At 66.7% G+C, this 21,092-nt stretch carries 20 protein-coding genes; 9 read left to right on the forward strand and 11 right to left on the reverse strand.

What is annotated here, in order from left to right; genetic code table 11:
• Positions 1-32 precede the first annotated feature (32 nt).
• The 6 genes from ATF69_RS16960 to ATF69_RS16985 all read right to left on the reverse strand — a co-directional run bounded on the left by ATF69_RS16960 (position 33) and on the right by ATF69_RS16985 (position 9,444).
• On the reverse strand, positions 33-4,427 hold the full coding sequence (locus ATF69_RS16960; protein WP_425291788.1) for a translocation/assembly module TamB domain-containing protein: 4,395 nt from the start codon (positions 4,425-4,427) through the stop codon (positions 33-35).
• Positions 4,427-6,364: an autotransporter assembly complex protein TamA gene (locus ATF69_RS16965; protein ID WP_244303755.1), complete on the reverse strand. Its 1,938-nt coding sequence runs from the start codon at positions 6,362-6,364 to the stop codon at positions 4,427-4,429. Before ATF69_RS16965 ends, ATF69_RS16960 begins: the two co-directional genes overlap by 1 nt.
• Before the next feature lie 144 nt (positions 6,365-6,508).
• Complete coding sequence (locus ATF69_RS16970; RefSeq protein WP_146871704.1) at positions 6,509-7,696, reverse strand: vWA domain-containing protein; 1,188 nt, start codon at positions 7,694-7,696, stop codon at positions 6,509-6,511.
• Positions 7,697-7,720: 24 nt separating this feature from the next.
• The gene (locus ATF69_RS16975) at positions 7,721-8,317 is read right to left on the reverse strand and encodes a GNAT family N-acetyltransferase (protein ID WP_056066118.1); all 597 of its coding nucleotides are present in this window, start codon (positions 8,315-8,317) and stop codon (positions 7,721-7,723) included.
• Between the two features lie 20 nt (positions 8,318-8,337).
• Positions 8,338-8,589, reverse strand: a complete 252-nt coding sequence (locus tag ATF69_RS16980; RefSeq protein WP_060985012.1) for a hypothetical protein — start codon at positions 8,587-8,589, stop codon at positions 8,338-8,340.
• Positions 8,590-9,444: an AAA family ATPase gene (locus ATF69_RS16985; protein ID WP_055401588.1), complete on the reverse strand. Its 855-nt coding sequence runs from the start codon at positions 9,442-9,444 to the stop codon at positions 8,590-8,592.
• A 106-nt stretch (positions 9,445-9,550) separates the two neighbouring features.
• Between ATF69_RS16985 and ATF69_RS16990 the strand changes: the two genes are divergently transcribed.
• Positions 9,551-10,213 (forward strand): c-type cytochrome, encoded by a 663-nt coding sequence (locus ATF69_RS16990; protein WP_056746840.1) that lies wholly within the window; start codon positions 9,551-9,553, stop codon positions 10,211-10,213.
• Between the two features lie 65 nt (positions 10,214-10,278).
• Here ATF69_RS16990 and ATF69_RS16995 read toward each other — a convergent pair whose 3' ends face one another.
• Entirely contained in the window at positions 10,279-10,767 is a 489-nt protein-coding gene (locus tag ATF69_RS16995) for a DUF3429 domain-containing protein (RefSeq protein WP_208758742.1), read from the reverse strand.
• A 221-nt stretch (positions 10,768-10,988) separates the two neighbouring features.
• On the opposite strand from ATF69_RS16995, the gene ATF69_RS17000 reads away from it, so the two are divergent.
• Positions 10,989-12,251, forward strand: coding sequence for a putative Na+/H+ antiporter (locus ATF69_RS17000; RefSeq protein ID WP_167514366.1), 1,263 nt, complete (start codon positions 10,989-10,991; stop codon positions 12,249-12,251).
• A 151-nt stretch (positions 12,252-12,402) separates the two neighbouring features.
• Here the strand turns inward: ATF69_RS17000 and ATF69_RS17005 are convergent, their stop codons facing one another.
• Both ATF69_RS17005 and ATF69_RS17010 read right to left on the reverse strand, forming a co-directional pair.
• Positions 12,403-12,714, reverse strand: a complete 312-nt coding sequence (locus ATF69_RS17005) for a hypothetical protein (RefSeq protein ID WP_158641492.1) — start codon at positions 12,712-12,714, stop codon at positions 12,403-12,405.
• Between the two features lie 211 nt (positions 12,715-12,925).
• Complete coding sequence (locus tag ATF69_RS17010; RefSeq protein WP_010459392.1) at positions 12,926-13,360, reverse strand: DUF1841 family protein; 435 nt, start codon at positions 13,358-13,360, stop codon at positions 12,926-12,928.
• Between the two features lie 208 nt (positions 13,361-13,568).
• Here ATF69_RS17010 and ATF69_RS17015 point away from each other — a divergent pair, with 208 nt between their 5' ends.
• Positions 13,569-13,790, forward strand: a complete 222-nt coding sequence (locus ATF69_RS17015) for a hypothetical protein (RefSeq protein ID WP_199170782.1) — start codon at positions 13,569-13,571, stop codon at positions 13,788-13,790.
• 139 nt (positions 13,791-13,929) lie between these two features.
• On the opposite strand, the gene ATF69_RS17020 is transcribed toward ATF69_RS17015, so the two are convergent.
• Complete coding sequence (locus ATF69_RS17020) at positions 13,930-14,730, reverse strand: IclR family transcriptional regulator domain-containing protein (protein WP_146871707.1); 801 nt, start codon at positions 14,728-14,730, stop codon at positions 13,930-13,932.
• 100 nt (positions 14,731-14,830) lie between these two features.
• On the opposite strand from ATF69_RS17020, the gene ATF69_RS17025 reads away from it, so the two are divergent.
• From ATF69_RS17025 to ATF69_RS17045, 5 genes are all read left to right on the forward strand, one after another.
• The gene (locus ATF69_RS17025; protein WP_146871708.1) at positions 14,831-15,532 is read left to right on the forward strand and encodes a 3-oxoacid CoA-transferase subunit A; all 702 of its coding nucleotides are present in this window, start codon (positions 14,831-14,833) and stop codon (positions 15,530-15,532) included.
• A gap of 29 nt (positions 15,533-15,561) precedes the next feature.
• Complete coding sequence (locus ATF69_RS17030; RefSeq protein WP_146871709.1) at positions 15,562-16,212, forward strand: 3-oxoacid CoA-transferase subunit B; 651 nt, start codon at positions 15,562-15,564, stop codon at positions 16,210-16,212.
• Positions 16,213-16,246: 34 nt separating this feature from the next.
• Positions 16,247-17,458 (forward strand): 3-oxoadipyl-CoA thiolase, encoded by a 1,212-nt coding sequence (gene pcaF / locus ATF69_RS17035; protein WP_146871710.1) that lies wholly within the window; start codon positions 16,247-16,249, stop codon positions 17,456-17,458.
• Positions 17,455-18,198 carry an SDR family NAD(P)-dependent oxidoreductase gene (locus tag ATF69_RS17040; RefSeq protein WP_146871711.1) on the forward strand — a complete coding sequence of 248 codons (744 nt, stop codon included), beginning with the start codon at positions 17,455-17,457 and terminating at the stop codon, positions 18,196-18,198. Before pcaF ends, ATF69_RS17040 begins: the two co-directional genes overlap by 4 nt.
• Positions 18,199-18,360: 162 nt before the next feature.
• On the forward strand, positions 18,361-19,365 hold the full coding sequence (locus ATF69_RS17045) for a Bug family tripartite tricarboxylate transporter substrate binding protein (protein ID WP_146871712.1): 1,005 nt from the start codon (positions 18,361-18,363) through the stop codon (positions 19,363-19,365).
• Positions 19,366-19,464: 99 nt separating this feature from the next.
• Here the strand turns inward: ATF69_RS17045 and ATF69_RS17050 are convergent, their stop codons facing one another.
• Positions 19,465-20,067 (reverse strand): short chain dehydrogenase, encoded by a 603-nt coding sequence (locus ATF69_RS17050; RefSeq protein ID WP_146871713.1) that lies wholly within the window; start codon positions 20,065-20,067, stop codon positions 19,465-19,467.
• A gap of 132 nt (positions 20,068-20,199) precedes the next feature.
• Here ATF69_RS17050 and ATF69_RS17055 point away from each other — a divergent pair, with 132 nt between their 5' ends.
• Complete coding sequence (locus tag ATF69_RS17055; protein WP_146871714.1) at positions 20,200-21,087, forward strand: LysR family transcriptional regulator; 888 nt, start codon at positions 20,200-20,202, stop codon at positions 21,085-21,087.
• The last annotated feature ends 5 nt before the right edge of the window (positions 21,088-21,092 follow it).

Genomic DNA, 21,092 nt, shown 5'->3' on the forward strand with positions numbered 1-21,092 from the left:
GGCGCGCGGCTGCCTCTCTGGCCGTCTGGACCTCAGTCGTATTTCACGGTGTAGATGATGTCCACCGCACTTTTCTCGCCGGTTTGCCCGCGCAGGGTGAGGCGGCGGGACAGGTCGTAAAAGATGTACAGCGTGCCCAGCGTGCCCGACAGGCTGCGCTCATACGTCACGTACAGGTCTTTGGACAGGCGCTTGCCGAAGGTGAGGGCAGCGGCGCTGGCGTCCTCACCCGTGGTGGCGCCGCGAAAGCCGATTTCGTCCAGGCCCAGGCGGCTGGCGGCGTTGGCCGTGGGGCTTTGGCCGCCGTTGCGGCCCAGCAGCGCCAAGGCGGCCTGTTGCAGCACGGCCGCTTCGGCGCCTCCGGCCGAGGCATTGCGGCCCAGCACCACCCAGGACAGCTTTTCGGCATCGGGCAGTTCAGGGTCGGAATACAGCGTGACGCGTGGCGCCTGCGCGCTGCCGGTGACCTGCACGCCCGCGCGCACGCTGATGTTGGGGCGCAGCGCCAGGATGTCGAGCGAGGGGTTGTTGTACGGGCCGTTGAAGCGGATGAGGCCCGTCTCCACGTCCAGCATCTGGCCCCAGGCGCGGTAGCGGCCCTGGTCGGTGCGCACCTCGCCGGTCACACGCGGCGGGGCGCCGGGTACGGCGCTGCTGCGGATGTCCACCTCGCCGGTCAGCCGGGTAGTGATGCCCTGGCCTTGCAGCGCAAAGTCGCGCCCCAGGTTGAGGGTGATGGCGATGTCGGGCGGCTTGGCGGTTTCTGCCTGCGCGGCCACCTGGTTGGCCTTGGCGGCGGCCTGGGCCTTGGCCTGGTCTTCGCGGTCCTTGGCGGCGGAGCGCACGACCACGTCCGAGCCCAGGCGCGGTGCGGATTCGTCCGGCAGGATGATGGTGGCGCGGTCGGTGGTGAGCTTGCCGCGCAGGCTGATCTGGCCCTGCTGCAACTGGGCCTGCAACTGGCCCGAAACGCTGACCTGCCGGTCGGCACGCACCAGCACCTGCAGGGCCTTGGCCTCGGCCTGCAGAGACATGGTGATGCCTGACATGCCCGTGCCTGCAGTGGCGCTGTCGCCCCAGGCCACGCGGCCGGTGGCGGTCAGCGTGCCGCCGTCTTGCGCGGCGGCTGTGCGGTTGCCGCTGAAGCCTGCGATGCGCGCGCTGCTGCCCCGCCCGCCTTGCAGGCGGAACTCGGTGATGTGGAGCTGGTTTCCCTGCAGCGTGGCGCGAAGTCGGCCGCCTTGCAGGTCCACGCCGTCCACTACCGATCTCACTGCCATGTCATCGGCGCCCAGGGTGCCCGCCCAGCGCGGCGCATCGCGCGTGCCCGACAAGGTCGCACTGGCGTCCAGCGTGCCGCGCACACGCCAGCCGGGTGGCGCCAGCGCAGACCACACGCCCACGTCGGGCAGGCGGGCGCGCAAGGTGCCGGCCAGTGGCGCGTCGGCAGGCCAGGTGAAGGGGACATCGGCGTTGGCGGCGGCGAGGCGCGTGCTGGCGGTGGCGTCGATCTCGCCCGCGCGGTCGCTGGCCCAGAGCAGGCGCGCGCGCAGCGTGTCGCCTTCGGCGGTGACCGTGATTTCTGCCTGGCGCACACCCGCGGGAGTGCCTGGGGCGCTCGATGCGCTGGATGCACTTGCAGGCGGCGTGGCCGCAGTCGCCAGCACGGTGGTGGCTCCGGCGCCGGTGCCCTGGCCGCTGCTTTGCACCGCTGTGACGGCCGTGGCATCGCCCGCGAGGATGCGCAGGTCGCCACTGGCGCGGCGCAGGCTGACGCTGGCGCGCAGGGCGTCGCCCGTGGTGTCCACGTTCCATTGCCCGTCGAGCACGATGCTGCTGGCCAGGCCCATGCGCGCAAGCAGCGGCTGCGCGGTCCGGCCTGCGGCGGCGGGCGTCTCGCCCAGGCCCAGCGCATCCACCCAGGCCATGGGCAGGCCCTGCAGCGTGCCCTGCGTTTGCAACCGCAGGGGGGTGTTGGATGCCGTGGCGGCAGACCATTGCACCGGCGACCAGCGCAGCGCCACGGTGCCCGGCAAGGGGCCTGTGACCCGGGCCTGACCGGCCGATGCCTGCAGGCTGAGGGCGTTGGTGGTGGGAGATGATGCCGCACGCCCGCTGGCCGGTGACCTGGGGGCTCCAGGGGTGGGAGCGCCGGTGCGCAAGGTCACGCCCAGGGGCTCAGCCAGTTGCAGCGTCCATGGCCCGGAGCGCTGGGCGACCTGGGCCTGCAGGCGCAGCTCGCTCACCTGCAACTGCCATTGCCCGGCACCCACCAGGGTGCTGGCAAGGCGTGTCTGCACCGTGGTCTGCAGGGCCTGGGGCGCTGGCGTGCGGACCTCGCCGGCTAACGCCAGGGAGGCCTGCGCCAGGTTGCCCCCCAGTTCGGCTTTGAAGGCGCGCAGTTGCAGGGCTTGCCCGGCGGATGTGCCGCCGCTGGCGTTGGTGGTGGCCGGGAGCGTCAGGTCCAGCTGGGGGGTGTTCAGCGTGGCCTGCAGATCAAAGCGGTCGGGGTTGCGGGCGGGTGCGCTGTTGGCAGTGGCAGTCTGAAGTTGCTCAGTCAACGTCTGCCATCCACCCTTCCAGCGCGCGGTGATCTGTGCGGCGCCCTGGGCGCTGGCCCCTTGCAGAGTGCGCTGTACGGAGGTGCCCACCACGGGCAGGCCAGCCAGCCAACGCTGCGTGAGTGCTGCATCGGACCACTGCAGCTGCAGGTCGCCAGCGCCGCTGCGCGGGGCCAGTGTGCCTTGTGCCTGTGCGGTGGCGCCGGGCACTGCCAGGGTGACCTTGCCTTGCGCAGATTGGGTGCCCAGTGCGACCTGCAGCCCGGTGGCATCCACGCGGGCCTGCAATGCGTCCAGCAACAAGCGGTCCAGCCGCACCGTGCCGCCGTCGGCGGCCTGCCAGGTGCCTTGTGTGCTGAAGGTGTTGATGCGCAGCGGTGCGCCCGCTGCACCCGGCGTCTTTACGGTTGCTGCGCGCGCCGCCGTGCCGGTGTCTGCCCGCACGTCGGCACTGAAGCGCACGGCGTCGCCCTGGGTTTGTGCGGTGACGCGGCCGGAGAGCGGGGCGGCGGCCAGCAGCGTGTGCAGGGCGTCGGGGCGCAGCGCGCGCAGGGTGGCCTGGCCCTCCAGGGCATGGGTGGCGGGGGTGTAGTGGCCCTGTGCGGTGATGCTGCCTGCACCCGCCTGCAGGGTGGCACTGGGCACGGTCCAGCGGGTGCCGTCGTAACTTGCGCTGGCGTCCAGCGCGGTCAGTGGCAGGCGGGTGGTGTCCCAGGGGCCCGGCAGGTCGTTGCGCAGCGCGGCTTGCAGACTCCAGCCTGCCGTGCCTGTGCCACCGGATGTCGGCCCGGCTTGCAGCGTGCCGTGCAGTTGCGTGAGCGGTGCCTGCGGCCACAGGGCTGCCAAATTGACGGCACGCAGCGTGGCGTTGGCAGACTGCAGGGGCTGCTGTGCCCACGGTGCCAGTGTGGCGGTCAGGTCGGCCTGCATGGGGTCGGCCGCAAGCGCAGGGGGCGCGCGTGGGGGCAGGGATTTCGATGCGCCCGGTTTGCTGGCAGGCGCGGCCATGGGCGGGGTGGAGGCTTCGCTGGTCGGTGCGGGCTTCAGGCGTGCCTGCAGTTGCAACTGGGCGGCGGCGGTGGCCAGCGTGCCCTGTAGCGTGGCGTGGGCGCCCACCTGCAGCGCGGCACCGCCCCCGGGCACGGCGGTTTGCACGGTGCCGTCCACCGTGGCATCCAGCGCCATGGGGGCTTGTGCGTCCAGCGTGGCGCGTGCGCTGTACAGGCCCTGGGCCAGTTCTACCGCGCCGATGTTCAGGCGGTGCTGGTGGCCGTCAAACCGGTAGTCCCCCACCAGGCCCTGGGCCTCCACGGCGGGGGGGCCGGCCCACAGCAGCTGGTCTACCCGGAACGGCGCGCCCAGCTGCAGTGGCAGCACCAGGTCGGTGAGGGGCGTGGGCGGTGGCTCGGGCGTGTCGGCGGGGCGGGGCTGGGGCGTGATCAACACGCGGGTGGCATGCACCTCGCCCAGCTCCAGGCGGCGCTGCAGCAAGGGGGCCAGCTGCCAGCCCAGGCGGATGTCAGTCACTTCCACCACCAGGGTGGGGCTGCTCCAGCGCAGCCAGCCAATGCGCCCGCCGCTGCGCAGCGAGCCACTGACTTCGCGGCTTTCCAGTTGTTGGTTGGCGGGCAGGTATTGCGCTGCGCGGGCCAGCGTGGTGGCCAGCGACGTACCGCTGCCCGCCCACCACCACAGCAGCGCGCTGGCCGCCAGCAGCAGGGCCACCAGGGCGACCAGCAGCCAGCCCAGAGCCCGCAGCACGCGCGGCGCGCGGGGCCGGGGAGGGCGTGGGGCCGACGAGGACCCGGCGCTGAAGTCCGACGCGCGGGCGCGGGGTGTGGGAAGGTGCGGGGCGTTCATCGCCATCAGAAGCTGAACCCCAGGCGCAAGTGCAGCCGCACTTCCTTGGTCTTGACGCCGTAGGCCAGGTCGGCCTGCAGCGGGCCCACGGGGCTGCGCCAGCGCACACCGGCACCTACGCCTACTCGCGGGCTCAGGTCACCCACCTTGTCGGCCACGGCGCCTGCATCCACAAACAGCGTGCTTTCCCAGTCGGTCATGGCACCCTGGTAGACGATGGGGCGCTGCCACTCCACGCTGCCCACGGCCAGGTAGCGGCCCCCATAGAGTTGCCCGTTGTCGGTGCGCGCGCCGATGCTGCGGTAGCCATAGCCGCGCACGGTGGTGTCGCCGCCCGTCACAAACAGCTGCGTGACGGGGATCTGCGCCCCCTCGCGCGCCAACACGGCGCCTGCCTCGGCCCGCAGTGCTACGCGGGCATTGCGGCCGATGCCTGCATCGTCCTGCACGCGGCCTGCGGGGAGGAAGGACTGCCACCGCACCAGGGTGCGCACAAACGGGTCGCGCTCTGGCCGCAGGGTGGTGCCCAGGCCCAGCTCCACCGCCAGGCCATGGCCCCGGGTGGGGGCGGTGAGGCTGTTGAAGTAGCGGCCCGTCCACCCGTAGTTGATGCTCAGGGCGGTGCTGGTGTCGGAGGGCGACCGCGTGTTGTCGGTCAGGCCCTGGCTGTTGGCGTAGTCGTACTGCAAAAAATAATTGCGGTCGATGGATTTGGTGCTTTTGCTGCGGCCTGCGCGCAGACGGCCGCTGTTGACGTCGTAGTCGCCCGTGGCCTCGCGCAGCACCTGGCCGCCTGCAAACCAGCGCCAGCCGTTGTCGTTGGGCAGGTCCGTCCATTCGGTGTTGGCGAGCTTGGTTTCGCGGTCGAGTGCGAGTTTGGTCACCGCGCGCCAGCCCAGCACAGGCATCTGGTTGTGGATGTGCTCCAGTGACAGGCGTGCGCCGCTGTCGGTCGAGAAGCCGGGGCCGAACACCAGCTTTTGCATCGGGGCCTCGCGCACCTGGGCCACCACGGGGGCGGCCTGCGGGTCGGTGCCTTCGGTATCGAGCGTGAGGAACACGGTATCGTAGTAGCCGCTGCTGGCCAGGCGCAGCTGGGCGTCCAGCATGTCGGCTTCGTCATACACCGCACCGGTGGGCAGGCGCGCCAGGCGCCGCGCACCGTCGCTGTCGTAGCGCTGGCTGCCCTGCACGCGCAAGGGGCCGAAGCGGTAGGCGGGGCCGGGGTCGTAGCTCACTCCCAGCTGGGCTTCGTGCCGGTCGGCATCGATCTCTGCCCGGCTGTTGGCGATGTGGGCCGTGGGGTAGCGCCGGGCCTGCAGCTGGCGCAGCCCGTCGGCCTTGGCGTTGTCCCAGGCCGATTGGGTGAAGGGCTGCCCGGGGGCGAGGGACCAGTTGCGCTGCAGGCGCTGCTGCCGCCGCGCCAGGTTGTCTTTGTCGGCATCGTCGGTGCCCGCCACGGTGATGTCGGCGCGGGCAATGCGGGTTTGGGGGCCGGGCTCCACGGTGATGGTGACGGTGCGGGGCGCGCCCTTGCGGGTACCGGCGGTTTCCTGCGCCTCCGTCAGCTCCACGGTGATGGTGGGCGCGAAGTAGCCCAGGGTGCCCAGCAGTTCCCGCGCATTGGCATCAGTGGCGCCCAGCAGGCGCTGCAGCTCGTTGGCCTGCAGGTCGGGCAGCTGGCGAAAGCGCTGCAGCTCCAGGTGGCGCTCCAGCGTCTCGCGCACCGTGTCGGGGGCGCGCACCACCACGTCAAACGACGCCGTGCCATCGCTGGCGGCGGTGCTGGCCATGTCGCTGCGCGAGTCACCGGTCGTGGGCTCGTCGGCCCGTGGCAGCAGGCTGCAGCCGCTCAGGCACAGTGCGCCGGAAAGCAGCAACGCCGACCACAGGGCCGGCGTTGGGGTGGTAGCGGTGGCGGAGCGCAAAACGCGGAGAGGCACGGCGCGGAAGGATATGTCAGGGAGGTCGTATGGGGGGGGCGGACAAGCCTGCCAGCCTGTCCCATTCATCCCCGACTATGCCCTGAAACGGAAGCGCTCCCTGTCGGACAGATGCTCACAAGGCATCTGACTCCGGTACCGCGCCTATTTGGACAGCAGCCGCATGGTTTCTTCCAGCCCCTTGAGCGACAGCGGGTACATGCGGTTGCTCACCAGCTGCTGGATGATGCTGATGCTCTGGCGGTACTGCCACACGCCCTGGGGCTCGGGGTTGATCCACGCAAACTTGGGGAAGGCGTGGGTGAGGCGCTGGATCCACTCGGCACCCGGCTCCTCGTTGTTGTATTCCACACTGCCGCCGGGCTGCAGGATCTCGTACGGGCTCATCGTCGCGTCGCCCACAAAGATCAGCTTGTAGTCCTTGTTGTACTTGCGGATGATGTCCCAGGTGGGGAACTTCTCGGCAAAGCGGCGGCGGTTGTTCTTCCACATGAAGTCGTACACGCAGTTGTGGAAGTAGTAGAACTCCAGGTGCTTGAACTCGCTCTTGACCGCACTGAACAGCTCTTCCACACGCTGGATGTGCTCGTCCATCGTGCCACCCACGTCCATCAGCAGCAGCACCTTCACGTTGTTGTGCCGCTCGGGCACCATCTTGATGTCCAGGTAGCCCGCGTTGGCCGCCGTGCTGCGGATGGTGTCGGGCAGGTCCAGCTCCAGCTCATGCCCTTCGCGCGCAAACTTGCGCAGGCGGCGCAATGCCACCTTGATGTTGCGTGTGCCCAGCTCCTGCTGGTCGTCGTAGTCCTTGTAGGCGCGCTGCTCCCACACCTTCACCGCGCTCTTGTTCTTGCCCGCGCCGCCAATGCGCACGCCCTGGGGGTTGTAGCCGCCGTGGCCAAACGGGCTGGTGCCGCCGGTGCCGATCCACTTGCTGCCGCCTTCGTGGCGTTCCTTCTGCTCTTCGAGGCGCTTCTTCAGCGTCTCCATCAGCTCGTCCCAGCCCATCTTCTCGATGGCGGCCTTCTGCTCGGGCGTGAGTTCGTTCTCCAGGATCTTGCGCAGCCAGTCGGCCGGGATCTGCTTGGTGAAGTCGGCCACCATCTCCACGCCCTTGAAGTAGGCGCCGAAGGCCCGGTCGAACTTGTCGTAGTGCTTCTCGTCCTTGACCAGCGTGAGGCGCGAGAGGTTGTAGAAATCGTCCAGGCTCCACGCGTCATCCGACTTGGGGCCCACCACACCGGCCTGCAGCGCTTCGAGCAGGGTGAGGTATTCCTTGACCGACACGGGCAACTTGGCCGAGCGCAGGGTGTAGAAGAAGTCGATGAGCATGATTTGGGCCTCTAGCGCTAGTGTTTATTGCGCATGGCGCTCTAAAAGATATAGCAGCTGTGCCTTGGCCTCAGGCCATTCGCCGGCACGCATGCTGTACATCACCGTGTCGCGGATGGTGCCGTCGCGGCGCAGCGCGTGGCCGCGCAGCACGCCGTCTTTCTTGGCGCCCAGGCGCTCGATGGCGCGTTGTGACGCAAAGTTGTAGTTGTCGGTGCGCCAGCCCACCACATGGCAGCCCAGCGTGTCGAAGGCGTGGCCCATCATCAGCAGCTTGGCGGTGGTGTTGACGTGGGTGCGCTGCACGCTTTGGCAGTACCAGGTGTAGCCAATTTCCACGCGTTTCACAGCCGGCACGATGTCGTGGTAGCTGGTGGAGCCCAGCACTTTGCCGGTGGCGTCTTCCACCACGGCAAAGGCAAAGCGGTTGCCGTCCTCGCGCATCTTGAGCGCGGCTTCGATGTACGCGCGGGTGTCCTGCGGCTCGGGTACCGAGGTGATGCGCAGCTTCCACAGCTCGCCATCGGCGGCTGCGGCCCGCAGGCCTTCTTCATGGGCCAGCGCCAGCGGCTCCAGGCGGACTCCGCGATCGCGCAGCGTGACAGGTTCTACAAAAGCCATGGGTCTCTATCCCCTAATCATCAATCCTTGGACGGTTGGCTGCGGCGGCTGTTCTGCCAGCGCCGCGCCGCATGCAGGCCCAGGCCGCCACCGATGCCCACCAGGGCGATGCCCACCAGGCTGCCGGTGCCGTAGCCGGGCGCGAAGATATCGAGCCCCAACAGCTGGCCCAGCCAGAAGCCCAGCAGGGCGCCCCCCACAAAGCCCACGGCATCGGCGACGCCGTGTGCCAGCAGCTGGCGGGTGTCGTCGTTGCTGTTGCCGTTGCTCACTCAGCGGTTCCTCTGGTTCATGAACACCAGCTTTTCAAACAGGCTCACGTCCTGTTCGTTCTTGAGCAGCGCCCCCACCAGCGGGGGCACGGCCACCTTGTTGTCGGCGCTTTGCAGGGCGGTGAGTGGAATGTCTTCGGCCACCAGCAGCTTGAGCCAGTCGATCAGTTCGCTGGTCGAGGGCTTCTTTTTCAGGCCCGGCAGGTTGCGCACGTCATAAAACGTCTTCATCGCCACGCTGAGCAGTTCGCTCTTGAGCGTGGGGAAGTGCACGTTGATGATCTGCCGCATCGTGTCGGCCTCGGGGAACTTGATGAAGTGGAAGAAGCAGCGGCGCAGGAACGCATCGGGCAGCTCCTTTTCGTTGTTCGACGTGATGAACACCAGCGGGCGGTGCTTGGCCTTGATGAGTTCGCGCGTTTCGTAGCAGTAGAACTCCATGCGGTCGATTTCGCGCAGCAGGTCGTTCGGGAATTCGATGTCGGCCTTGTCGATCTCGTCGATCAGCAGCGCCACGGGGCGGTCGGCCGTGAAGGCCTGCCACAGCACGCCCTGGATGATGTAGTTGCGGATGTTCTTCACGCGCTCGGCGCTGTCGCCGTCGTTGAGCTGGCTGTCGCGCAAGCGACTCACCGCGTCATATTCATACAGGCCCTGCTGGGCCTTGGTGGTGGACTTGATGTGCCATTGCAGCAGGGGCATGTCCAGCGCCTGCGCCACTTCCTCGGCCAGCATCGTCTTGCCCGTGCCGGGCTCGCCCTTGATCAGCAGCGGCCGTTGCAGCGTGATGGCGGCATTGACGGCGAGCATCAGGTCTTGGGTGGCGACGTAGTTCTGGGAGCCTTGGAATTTCATGGGGGAAAACACCGGATCGTTGATGAATGGGCTTGACAGGGCGCTGGCTATAATCGACGGCTGATCAGAGCCCAGAGCTGAACTTCCACGAGATTGTGCGCGCAAAATGAACAAAACGTTGACCACGCTATTTGCCCTGGCTGTCGCTTCCGTGACCGCCTTGTCCCACGCCCAGGAAGCCAAGGGCGACGTGGAAGCCGGCAAGCAAAAGATCGCCATGTGCATTGGTTGCCACGGCATCGTTGGCTACCAGGCCAGCTTTCCTGAGATCCACAAGGTGCCCATGATCTCGGGCCAGAGTGCCAAGTACATTGCGGCAGCGCTGGTCGCCTACCAAAAGGGCGAGCGCAAGCACCCCACCATGCGCGGCATCGCCGAGTCGTTGTCCGAGAAGGACATCGCTGACGTGTCGGCCTACTACGAACAACACGGCAAGACCGGTGCCGAACTGCCCGCCAAGCCCTCGCGTGAACCCAGCGTGCAAGTGGCCGAGCTGCTGAAGAAGGGCGCTTGCGTTTCCTGCCACGGCGACAACTTCGCCAAGCCCATCGACCCCTCTTACCCCAAGATCGCCGGCCAGCATGCCGACTACCTGTTTGTGGCGCTCAAGGCCTACAAGGTTGAGAAGAACGCCAACGTGGGTCGTGGCAACGCCATCATGGGCGGTGTGGCCAAGCAGTTCACCAACGCTGAACTGAAGGCCTTGGCCAATTACGTGAGCGGCCTGGACGGCGACCTGCACACGGTGCCCCAGTCGCGCTTCCGTTGATCAGCAGTCTGGCTGACTACAAAAAAAGCCCGCTTCGGCGGGCTTTTTGTTGGCTGGTTGAATCGTCAACGGCTGGCGGCCCATGCCCCCAACGCCAGACATGTACAAGCCGTGACCGTCAGGCGCCATCGCAGCGGCAAGTACCACGTGGGAAGCAAGGTGCGCGCAGCCAGCCGGTGGTCTTGCACCAGGTGGGCTGCAAAGCCCGCGACCAGCAGCACGGCCCCCGCGGCGGCAGGCAATAGCGTGGCAGGCCAGGCCATCAACGATGGCACCACGCTCCATACAAAGCAGCGCGTGCGCTCTGGGGCGCTCAGCCCGCTTTGTGCCATGGCAAAGCCCCAGTGCAGCGCACCCACAAAACTCAGAATCACTGCGCCGTAGGCCAGCAGCGCCTCGCTCCACCACGGTGTACTGGGCGCCCACAGGCCCACGGCTGCCAGCGCCAGGAACGGCAGCAGGCCGCCGTATCCCAGCCAGGCCACTGCCGGCGGGATGGGGGCAGAGGAGGGCGGAGGCAAAGGTTGTGTGGGCGTATGGATGTGCATCGACATGAAAGCCTCCAGATCGGTGTCCGCATTGTCTGGAAAGTGAGACTCCCGAGTGCCATGCATGGTTGTGTGTGCCAGCCAACCGTCCTTTCGCGAGTGCCTCAAGCCCTGCGCCTACAGAGCTCTCCGGTATCGCCAGTTAAAATGTTGTTTGGGTGTCGGCGCCATGGTGGCTCGGCAGGTTCATGCGCTGGTCGGGCCGCCGCGCGGCTTTTCTGCGACCCATGAACTCCTCCCCCACCCTGATCCAGGTGGTTGGTGCCGTCCTGTTCGGCCTGGCCATTCTTCACACCTTCTCCACCAAGTATTTCGAGCACCTTGCGCACACGCAGCCACGGCACGCGGGCATCTGGCATCTGCTGGGCGAGGTAGAGGTCGTGTTCGGCTTCTGGGCGATGGTGCTCATGCTGTTCATGTTCTCCATCAGCGGCAAGCAGGAGGCCACCGCCTACTTGGATTCGCGCAATTTCACCGAGCCACTGTTCGTGTTCGCGATCATGGTGATCGCCGCCACGCGGCCTATCCTGGAGCTGTCTGGGGCTCTTGTCCGGGCGCTTGCCGCTTTGTTGCCGGTACAGCGCGGCATGGCCATGTATTTTGTGGTGCTGGCGTTCGTGCCGCTGCTCGGGTCGTTCATCACCGAACCTGCGGCGATGACGCTGGCCGCGTTGATGCTGCGGGACACGCTGTTCTCCCACCCCATCTCCAGCCGACTCAAGTATTCGACCATCGGTGTGCTGTTCGTGAACATCTCGATTGGTGGAACGCTCACTTCCTTTGCGGCGCCGCCCGTGCTGATGGTGGCTGCCAAGTGGAACTGGGACATCTGGTTCATGCTATCCAACTTCGGCTGGAAGGCGGCGGTGGCCGTGCTCGTCAATGCGGCCATCGCGATGCTGATCTTCCGCAACCAGTTGGGCCACATGGGCCGTAAGATGCCCGCCTCCGAGTCCCCCATGCCGTGGACCGTGACGGGCATGCACCTTGCCTTCCTGGTGCTGGTGGTAGTGTTTGCCCACCATCCCGCTGTGTTCATGGGCCTGTTCCTGTTCTTCATGGGGTTCACCACGGCGTACCAGCGCTACCAAAGTCCGCTGATCCTGCGCGAGGCGCTGCTGGTGGCGTTCTTCCTGGCTGGGCTGGTGGTGCTGGGCGGCTTGCAGCAATGGTGGCTGCAGCCCGTGCTCATGAAGATGGATGCCAACGCTGTGTTTTTTGGCGCCGCTGCGCTCACCGCGTTCACCGACAACGCTGCGCTGACCTACCTGGGATCGCTGGTCGAAGGCCTGAGTGACGAGTTCAAGGTGGCCCTGGTGGCGGGCGCCGTCACGGGGGGCGGCCTGACGGTGATTGCCAATGCGCCCAACCCGGCCGGGGCGTCCATCCTGAAGGAGAAGTTCTCGGACGGTGTCATCAACCCACTGGGCCTGCTGCTGGGGGCCTTGCCGCCCACGCTGGTGGCGGTGATCGCATTCCAGGTGCTGTAGGCGGCAGGAACAACGCCGTGCGGGGCGGCTCAGTGCTGCAGGGAGTGCGTGGAGCAATGAATCCAGCCGTGCTGCCGACAGCGCCAGGGTTTCCAGGGTTCATCGCTTCCTGGCGGGAATGCATGGCCAGATGCCCCAGGTGTGTTTCTATCTATCTCCGCCCGCGAAAAATCCGCCATTGCACGCGGGTGAACCACGCGCACAACCCACCGAGCCCAGCGTAGAAGGCAAACAGGCTCCAATCCACCGCTGGGAAGTTCCAGACATCGCTGATCACCGCAGACACGCTGATCGCGCACATAAGTCCGGAAAGCAGCGCCAAGATCAAAGCAAGGGCGCGTTCCACGCCAGACGTTACCTGCTCCATGGTGTGTTGGGTGTGCTGCCAGGCGTCTGCGGCATCTTTGAGTGGGCTCTCGGCCTGAGCGGCCAGCGCTTGCGCGATGTTGTGCTGTGCCACCAAGGCAGCAAAGTCGCCTTGCCGGGGCCGTGCCGCGCGTCTGCGCCACCAAAAGCCCGCAAAAACCAAGGCGATGGCCAGAAGGATGAGGCCTGCGTACAGCAATTGGTCTTGCCATGGGACCGCGGATGCATGGAGCAGGTAGTGGAGCATGGACAGTCGGTCGGTGCGACCCGTGAGCGTCGGTTGCCTCTAGCGCTTGGACTGCGGCAGTTCAGTCCCGCGTCGCGCGCCGCTGCACGCAGGCGATGTAGGCATCGCCATCGGGCGGGCGGCCTGCGCGCTGGCTTTCCCACAGCATCTCGCCCAGGCAGTCCATGGCGGCGTGGTGGGCGTCGTGCAGCGAGTCGAGCCGCGCCGTCAGCAGCTCTACCGCCTGGCGGATGCCACGGGGCTGGTCGATGCTGCATTGCTCGCTGATCGACAGGTGCATCGACAGGTGCAGAAACGGATTGGTCTGGCCCGGTGTTTCGTCGTAGTTGCGTGCCACGGCAGCATCGGCGTCGGACAGGTCGGCGTGGTACTCGGGGTGCTCGGCGATCCACAGGCTGGCCAGCGTCTCGATGGCTTCCATGGGGGCGCCGCTCTGGGTCTTGGCGTGCACACCACACAGAAAGCGGCGCACATCGGCTTGGGAGGGGCTGAACATGGGGCGTGAGGGTAGCACGCAGGGCAAGGGCCTGGCGTCAGAGGGGAGGCGGGGGAGGGTGACGCGGATTGCGCCCGGCCGCTACATTGCGCCGGGGCGGCGTCCTACGCGGGCTGTGCGCCGGCGCACCTACATTGGGCTGGCGCAAGGGTCGGGAGCCGGGTCCACTTTGCTGCAGTCCTCCAAACCCGGCATCGGGAGAAGTGTCATGAATGCAATGCGAATCGTTGGTGTGCTGTTGTTGGTGGTGGGCCTTGCCGGGTTTCTGACCGGAGGGTTCAGCTTTACCAAGGACACCACCCAGGCGAAGATCGGTCCGCTGGAGTTGACCGTGAAAGAAAAGGAATCCGTGAATATCCCCCAATGGCTGAGCCTGGGCGCGATGGTTCTCGGCGGCGTGGTGCTGGTGCTCGGCTTTCGCAAGAACTGATTTCATCCACCGTGGCGAGTGACGGGTGTTGCGGCTCCGGTTCTCGCCCTATCCACGTAAGACGGTAATCGGAGCTTTAGCACCGGCCGCTCGTTGCGGTGGGTGATCTCTGGTGCCGGTTGCCGACAGCCGTTATCTATCACCCCCTCGGCGCCCCCATCATGCGCGAGATGGTCCGGGCCGCGCTCAGCAGTGCGGGCAGCAGGCTCTCCTGCATCACCGCCGCACTCGTGCGATTGGCCTGACCGCTGATGTTGAGCGCCGCCACCGTCTGCCCCGTGCGGTTGGTCAGCGGCGCAGCAATCGATATCAATCCCTCTTCCAGTTCCTGGTTCACCAGGCACCAGCCCTGCTGCCGCGCTTGGCGGATGTGGGCCAGCAGTGCATCCACATCGGTGGTGGTGTGTTCGGTAAAACGCTGCATGGGGTGGCCTTGCAGCCGGGCCTGCAGTTCATCGTCCGGCAACCCGGCCAGCAGCATGCGGCCCATGGACGTCCAGCACGCGGGCAGGCGCGAGCCCACGCCCAGCGTGGTGCGCATGATCTTGTGGGTGGGCACGCGCAGCACATAGACGATGTCCAGGCCGTCGAGCACGGCGGCCGATGACGACTCGCGCACCTCTTCCACCAGGTCCTCCATCACCGGCTCGGCCAGGTTCCAGATGGGCAGCGAGGACAGGTACGCAAACCCCAAATCCAGGATGCGCGGGCTCAGGCGAAACAGCTTGCCGTCCGTCTCCACATAACCCAGCGTCTGCAGCGTGAGCAGGATGCGGCGCGCACCGGCGCGCGTGAGACCTGTCTGCGCGGCGACTTCACTCAGGGTTTGCTGCGGCGTGGCCGCGCTGAACGAGCGGATCACCTCCAGCCCGCGCGCGAACGACTGCACATAGCTGTCGCTCGGTTTGGGGTCTTTGGCTTCAGGGGTTTGGGAATTCATACGTATGCCAACTATAATTCTTTAAGCGAACATTTGTTCTATATACGAACAAATTTCAGAGAGACGAGACAACAAACAAGCAAACCAAGAAAGCGTTGCAATGATCAACAAACTGGCGGACTCGGTGGCCCAGGCCCTTGCGGGGGTAAAGGATGGTGCCACGGTGTTGATAGGCGGGTTCGGCACGGCCGGCATTCCGGGCGAGCTGATCGATGGCCTCATCGCCCACGGTGCGCGGGACCTCACGGTGGTCAACAACAACGCAGGCAATGCCGACCAGGGCCTGGCTGCGCTGCTCAAGGCGGGCCAGGTGCGCAAGATCATCTGCAGCTTTCCGCGCCAGGTGGACAGCTATGTGTTCGATGACCTGTATCGCAGTGGCAAGCTCGAACTCGAACTCGTGCCCCAGGGCAATCTGGCCGAGCGCCTGCGGGCTGCGGGCGCGGGCATCGGCGCCTTTTTCTGCCCCACGGCCTATGGCACCGAACTGGCTGCGGGCAAGGAAACGCGTGAGATCAACGGCAAACACTACGTGCTCGAATACCCCATCCACGGCGATGTGGCCCTGGTCAAGGCCGAGAAGGGTGACCGCTGGGGCAACCTCACCTACCGCATGTCGGCGCGCAACTTTGGCCCGGTGATGGCCACCGCTGCCAAGACCACGATTGCCACGGTGCACGAAGTGGTGGAGCTGGGCGCGCTGGACCCCGAGGCCATCGTCACCCCCGGCATCTACGTGACGCATGTCGTCAAGATCGACCGCACGGCCACGCAGGCGGGCGGATTCAAGAAATCCGCGTGATATTGGCCCCAAGCGCAGAAAGAATAAGCATGAGCAGCTATCAAAAGCGTAGTAAAGACGAGCTGGCGAAACGCGTGGCGCAAGACATCCACGACGGCGCCTACGTCAACCTGGGCATCGGCCAGCCGACCTTGGTCGCCAACCACATCCCGGCAGGCCGCGAAGTCATCCTGCAAAGCGAAAACGGCATCCTGGGCATGGGCCCTGCGCCCGCTGCGGGGCTGGAGGACTATGACCTGATCAACGCGGGCAAGCAGCCCGTGACCTTGCTGCCCGGCGGCGCGTACTTCCACCACGCCGACAGCTTCGCGATGATGCGCGGTGGCCACCTCGACATCTGCGTGCTGGGCGCCTTCCAGGTCAGCGCTACGGGCGACCTGGCCAACTGGAGCACGGGCGAGCCCGGCGCCATCCCCGCCGTGGGCGGCGCGATGGACCTGGCCATCGGCGCCAAGCAGACCTGGGTGATGATGGACCTGCTGACCAAGCAGGGCGCGAGCAAGATCGTGGCGCAGTGCACCTACCCGCTCACCGGTGTCGCCTGCGTGAAGCGCATCTACACCGATCTGTGCACACTGGCCTGCACGCCCACCGGGCTGCAGCTCATCGACACCGTGCCCGGCCTGTCGCACGCTGAGCTGGAGCAACTGGTGGGCCTGCCCATCCGTGCAGCCGACTGACCGAATCCCCCCCAACAAACGAGGAGACAAAACCGTGAGCCAACAACGCCAAGCCTTCATCTGCGACGCCATCCGTACCCCCTTCGGCCGCTACGGCGGCGCGCTCTCCAGCGTACGCACCGATGACCTGGGTGCCATACCCATCAAGGCGCTGATGGATCGCAACCCCGGCGTGGACTGGGCGGCCGTGACCGACGTGCTCTACGGCTGCGCCAACCAGGCCGGTGAAGACAACCGCAACGTGGCCCACATGAGCAGCCTGCTGGCGGGCCTGCCGATCGACGTGGCCGGCGCCACCATCAACCGCCTGTGCGGTTCGGGCCTGGACGCCGTGGGCACCGCAGCGCGCGCCATCAAGGCGGGCGAGGCGGGCCTGATGATCGCGGGCGGCGTGGAGAGCATGAGCCGCGCCCCCTTCGTCATGCCCAAGGCCGAGAGCGCCTTCAGCCGCAACAACGCGGTGTATGACACCACCATCGGTTGGCGCTTTGTCAACAAGCTGATGAAGGAAAAGTACGGTGTGGACTCCATGCCAGAAACCGCCGAGAACGTGGCCACCGACTTCAAGATTGAGCGCGAAGCCCAGGACCAGATGGCCCTGCGCAGCCAGCTCAATGCCGTGGCCGCCATCAAGGCCGGGCACCTGGCGCGCGAGATCGTGCCGGTGCACATCCCGCAAAAAAAGGGCGACGCGATCATCGTGAGCCAGGACGAACACCCGCGCGAGACCAGCCTGGAAGCGCTGGCCAAGCTCAAGGGCGTGGTGCGGCCCGATGGCACGGTGACGGCGGGCAACGCCAGCGGCGTGAACGACGGCGCCTGTGCGCTGCTGCTGGCCGATGAAGCCGACGCCGCCAAGTACGGCCTCAAGCCCCGCGCCCGCGTGGTGGGCATGGCCGTGGCCGGTGTGGCGCCGCGCATCATGGGCTTTGGCCCCACGCCCGCGACGCTGAAGGTGCTGGCGCAGACGGGCCTGACCATTGACCACATGGATGTGATCGAACTGAACGAAGCCTTTGCCGCGCAAGGCTTGGCCGTGTTGCGGGCCCTGGGCCTCAAGGACGACGACGCGCGTGTGAACGCCTGGGGCGGCGCCATTGCGCTGGGCCACCCGCTGGGCGCCAGCGGCGCGCGCCTGGTCACCACCGCCGTCAACCGCCTGCACGAACACGCCGGGAAGTACGCGCTGTGCACCATGTGCATCGGCGTGGGCCAGGGCATTGCCGTGATCCTGGAGCGCGTGTGACCGTGATTGAGCGCAACCCCACGCCGGTCACCGTCATCACCGGTGCCAGCAACGGCATCGGCCGCGCGATTGCCGAAGCCGTGCTGGCCCAGGGCCACGCCGTGGTCAATCTGGACTACGTGCTGCCCAGCTGGAGCCACCCGCAACTCACCTCGTACCAGGGCGACCTGACCAATGAAGCCTCGACCCGCGAACGCGCGGCCGAGATTGCGGCCAAGCACAACGTCACCGCACTGGTAAACAACGCGGGCGCCACGCGCCCTGGCACCATCGACACGGCGACCACAGCCCAACTGGATGACGTGGTAGGGCTGCACCTGCGCGCGCCCATGCTGCTGGTGCAGGCCTTTTTGCCCACATTGCGCGCCAGCGGGCAGGGCCGCATCGTCAACATGTCATCGCGCGCCGCTTTGGGCAAGGGCGAGCGCATCGTCTACTCCGGCACCAAGGCCGGAATGATCGGCATGACACGCACGCTGGCCATGGAGCTGGGGCGTGACGGCATCACCGTCAACGCGATTGGCCCCGGGCCCATCGCCACCGAGCTGTTCCGCCAGAGCAACCCCGACGGTGCGCCGCAGACGCAGCGCATCCTGAACAGCATCGCCGTGGGCCGCATGGGCACGCCCGACGACGTGGCGCGCGCGGCGCTGTTTTTCCTCTCGCCCGACAACGGTTTCGTGACCGGGCAGGTGTTGTACGTGTGCGGAGGCACCACGCTGGGAGTGGCGCCTGTTTAGCAACCTGAACTGATCTTCCTTGCCGCCCCGCAAGGGGCACCCCCCGTTCTCGTCCGGAGGCCTCGGCGCCCGGTTGAGGCCACGGCGCGGCCAGACGCGGGCCCACGCGGCCCTGGTGGCACCGACCCATTCATTCATCCACCTTCTTGAAGGAGACAAACCATGACCCATTCCATCCACACCACCCGCCGCTTCGCGCTGTCGGCCGCTGCAGTCACCGCCCTCGCTGGTATCGGCCTGCTGGGCAGCAGTGCTGCGCTCGCCCAGGCTTATCCGACCAAGCCCGTCACTATCGTCGTGCCCTTTGCAGCAGGTGGCACCACCGACATCCTGGCCCGCATCATTGGCCAGGCGCTGACCACCGAGCTGGGCCAATCCGTCATCGTGGACAACCGCGCAGGTGCGGGCGGCAACATCGGCGGGGCCATGGCGGCCAAGGCCCCGGCAGATGGTTACACCCTCTTCATGGGCACGGTGGGCACCCACGCCATCAACGCCAGCCTGTACAAGAAGATGCCGTTCGACCCCATCAAGGACTTTGCCCCGCTGACGCGCGTGGCCAATGTGCCGAACCTGCTGGTGGCCAACCCGGCACAGCCCTACAAGAGCGTGAAGGAGCTGATCGCCTACGCGAAGGCCAACCCTGGCAAGGTCAACTTTGGCTCCTCGGGCAACGGCAGCTCCATCCACCTGTCGGGCGAGCTGTTCAAGAGCCTCGCCAAGGTGGACATGGTGCACGTGCCCTACAAGGGCAGCGCACCGGCCGTGACCGACCTGCTGGGCAACCAGATCGGCATCATGTTCGACAACATGCCCTCGGCCATCCAGCACGTGCGCAGCGGCAAGCTGGTGCCCATTGCCGTGACCACGGCCAAGCGCTCGCCCGAGCTGCCCAACGTGCCCACCATCGCCGAAGCGGGCGTGCCGGGCTATGAAGCCACCTCGTGGTTTGGCATGTTCGCGCCCGCTGGCACGCCTGCGCCGGTGCTGGCCAAGCTCAACACCGCATTGGTCAAGGTGCTGAACCAGGCCGAGGTGAAGAAAAAGATCAACGAGCAGGGCGCCGAGACGTACAGCGAAACGCCCGAGCAGTTTGCTGCCTTCATCCAGGCGGAGTCCGTCAAATGGGGCAAGGTCGTGAAGGAGTCTGGGGCGAGCCTGGACTAAGCGCTACCAAGATTTTTTGTAGCTACCAGATTGATAGCTGCTACCGCTCATGCATCGGGCGGTAGCAGCTATTTTTGTTTCACATTCGGGTCGGCAGGATCACTGCACCCGGTACACACGCCCCGTCTGCGCGCCTTCCACGCTGCGCTGGTAGGCCAGCGCCACGCGTGCGGCAGGCGCCGGCTCGAACCCCGGGAAGAACGGCCCGTAGCTGCCCATCGACTCGGTCAGCACTGTGGGGCTGATGGCGTTGATGCGCAGGCCGCGCGGCAACTCGATGGCTGCGGCGGCCACAAAACCTTCGATGGCCGCGTTCACGGCCGTGGCGCTGGCGCCGTTGCGGATGGGCTCAATCGACAGGATGCCCGCCGTCAGCGTGATGGAGCCGCCATCGTTCAGATACTTCTGGCCGACCAGCGCCAGCTGCACCTGGCCCAGCAATTTGTCCTGCAGGCCCAGGTTGAACTGCTCGGCCGTCATTTCCGCCAGCGGGCCAAAGTGCAGGTTGCCTGCGGTGCTCACGATGGCATCGACTTTGCCGACGGCTTCGAACAGTTGGGCAACCGCGCCTGGCTGCGAGAAGTCCGCACGGTGCGTGCCGCTGCTGCGGCCCACGGTGATCACGTCGTGGCGTGCGCCCAGGTTGGCCAGCACGGCCTGGCCGATGGTGCCGCTCGCGCCGATGAGAAGAATCTTGGACATGGTGTTTTCCTTGGGTGTCAAAAAGGGTTGATGAGGAACTGACAGCCCGATTCTTTTGCTAATCAATCGGAACATAAAGTACCTGCAAGTTATGCTTGTGCTAACCGTTGATTAGGAATTGAGGGAGTTGCCGTGGACAAGCTGCGCAATATGGAAGTCATGGTGGCCGTGGTGGAGGCCGGCAGCTTTGCCGCTGCCGCGCGCCAGCTGCAGATCTCCGCCGTGATGGTGGGCAAGCACATCCAGCAGCTGGAGACGCACCTGGGCGCGCGCCTGTTCCAGCGCAGCACGCGCCAGAACAGCCTGACCGAGGTGGGCGCCGCGTTCTACGACGACAGCAAACGCGTGCTGGAGCAGGTGCGCTGGGCCGAGTCCGCCGTGGAGCGCAGCCGCGCCGTGCCGCAGGGCCTGCTGCGGGTGAGCGCGCCCTTCACGCTGGGCAACCACGTGATCGCGCCGCTGGTGGCCGACTTTCTGCAGCGCCACGACCAGGTGCGTGTGGACCTGCAACTGACCGACAGCGTGGTGGACCTGGCAGGCGAGGGCTTTGACGTGGCCGTGCGCATTGGCCAGGTGGTGAACGAGGGCCTGGTGGCGCGCCCGCTGCGCCCCTACCGCATGGTGATTGCCGCAGCACCCGTGTACCTGCAGCGCCACGGCACGCCCGAACGCGCGGCCGACCTGGCGCGCCACCAGTGCCTCAGCCACTCGGTGTGGCAGCGCCGGGTGGAATGGACCTTGCGCGACGGCAACGAGGATTTCTTCTGGCCCGAGAACGCGCGCTTTGTGTGCAACCAGGGCGATGGCCTGCGCCAGGCGGCGTTGCGCGGCCTGGGCCTGATCATGCAACCCGAGGTGCTACTGGCCGACGACCTGACCAGTGGCGTGCTGGTGCCGGTGATGCAGCACTGCCTGCCCGTGCCGCGCCCGATGCACCTGGTGTATGCGCCCGACCGGCGGCAACTGCCCAAGCTGGCGCGGTTTGTGGAGCATGTGGTGGGCGCGCTGGGCGCAGCCTGAGCGGT

It is taken from the genome of Acidovorax delafieldii (assembly GCF_007993815.1).
Classification (GTDB): domain Bacteria; phylum Pseudomonadota; class Gammaproteobacteria; order Burkholderiales; family Burkholderiaceae_C; genus Acidovorax; species Acidovorax delafieldii.

What these genes read in the sequence shown, in the direction of transcription:
- ATF69_RS17015 (WP_199170782.1), top strand. Translation starts at nt 13,569, where the DNA reads ATGAATGCAATGCGAATCGTTGGTGTGCTGTTGTTGGTGGTGGGCCTT.
- ATF69_RS16975 (WP_056066118.1), bottom strand. Translation starts at nt 8,317, where the DNA reads ATGGCTTTTGTAGAACCTGTCACGCTGCGCGATCGCGGAGTCCGCCTG.
- ATF69_RS17010 (WP_010459392.1), bottom strand. Translation starts at nt 13,360, where the DNA reads ATGTTCAGCCCCTCCCAAGCCGATGTGCGCCGCTTTCTGTGTGGTGTG.
- ATF69_RS16970 (WP_146871704.1), bottom strand. Translation starts at nt 7,696, where the DNA reads ATGCTCATCGACTTCTTCTACACCCTGCGCTCGGCCAAGTTGCCCGTG.
- ATF69_RS16960 (WP_425291788.1), bottom strand. Translation starts at nt 4,427, where the DNA reads ATGGCGATGAACGCCCCGCACCTTCCCACACCCCGCGCCCGCGCGTCG.
- ATF69_RS17030 (WP_146871709.1), top strand. Translation starts at nt 15,562, where the DNA reads ATGAGCAGCTATCAAAAGCGTAGTAAAGACGAGCTGGCGAAACGCGTG.
- ATF69_RS17050 (WP_146871713.1), bottom strand. Translation starts at nt 20,067, where the DNA reads ATGTCCAAGATTCTTCTCATCGGCGCGAGCGGCACCATCGGCCAGGCC.
- ATF69_RS17025 (WP_146871708.1), top strand. Translation starts at nt 14,831, where the DNA reads ATGATCAACAAACTGGCGGACTCGGTGGCCCAGGCCCTTGCGGGGGTA.
- ATF69_RS16995 (WP_208758742.1), bottom strand. Translation starts at nt 10,767, where the DNA reads ATGTCGATGCACATCCATACGCCCACACAACCTTTGCCTCCGCCCTCC.
- ATF69_RS17000 (WP_167514366.1), top strand. Translation starts at nt 10,989, where the DNA reads ATGAACTCCTCCCCCACCCTGATCCAGGTGGTTGGTGCCGTCCTGTTC.
- ATF69_RS17020 (WP_146871707.1), bottom strand. Translation starts at nt 14,730, where the DNA reads ATGAATTCCCAAACCCCTGAAGCCAAAGACCCCAAACCGAGCGACAGC.
- ATF69_RS17045 (WP_146871712.1), top strand. Translation starts at nt 18,361, where the DNA reads ATGACCCATTCCATCCACACCACCCGCCGCTTCGCGCTGTCGGCCGCT.
- ATF69_RS16985 (WP_055401588.1), bottom strand. Translation starts at nt 9,444, where the DNA reads ATGAAATTCCAAGGCTCCCAGAACTACGTCGCCACCCAAGACCTGATG.
- ATF69_RS16990 (WP_056746840.1), top strand. Translation starts at nt 9,551, where the DNA reads ATGAACAAAACGTTGACCACGCTATTTGCCCTGGCTGTCGCTTCCGTG.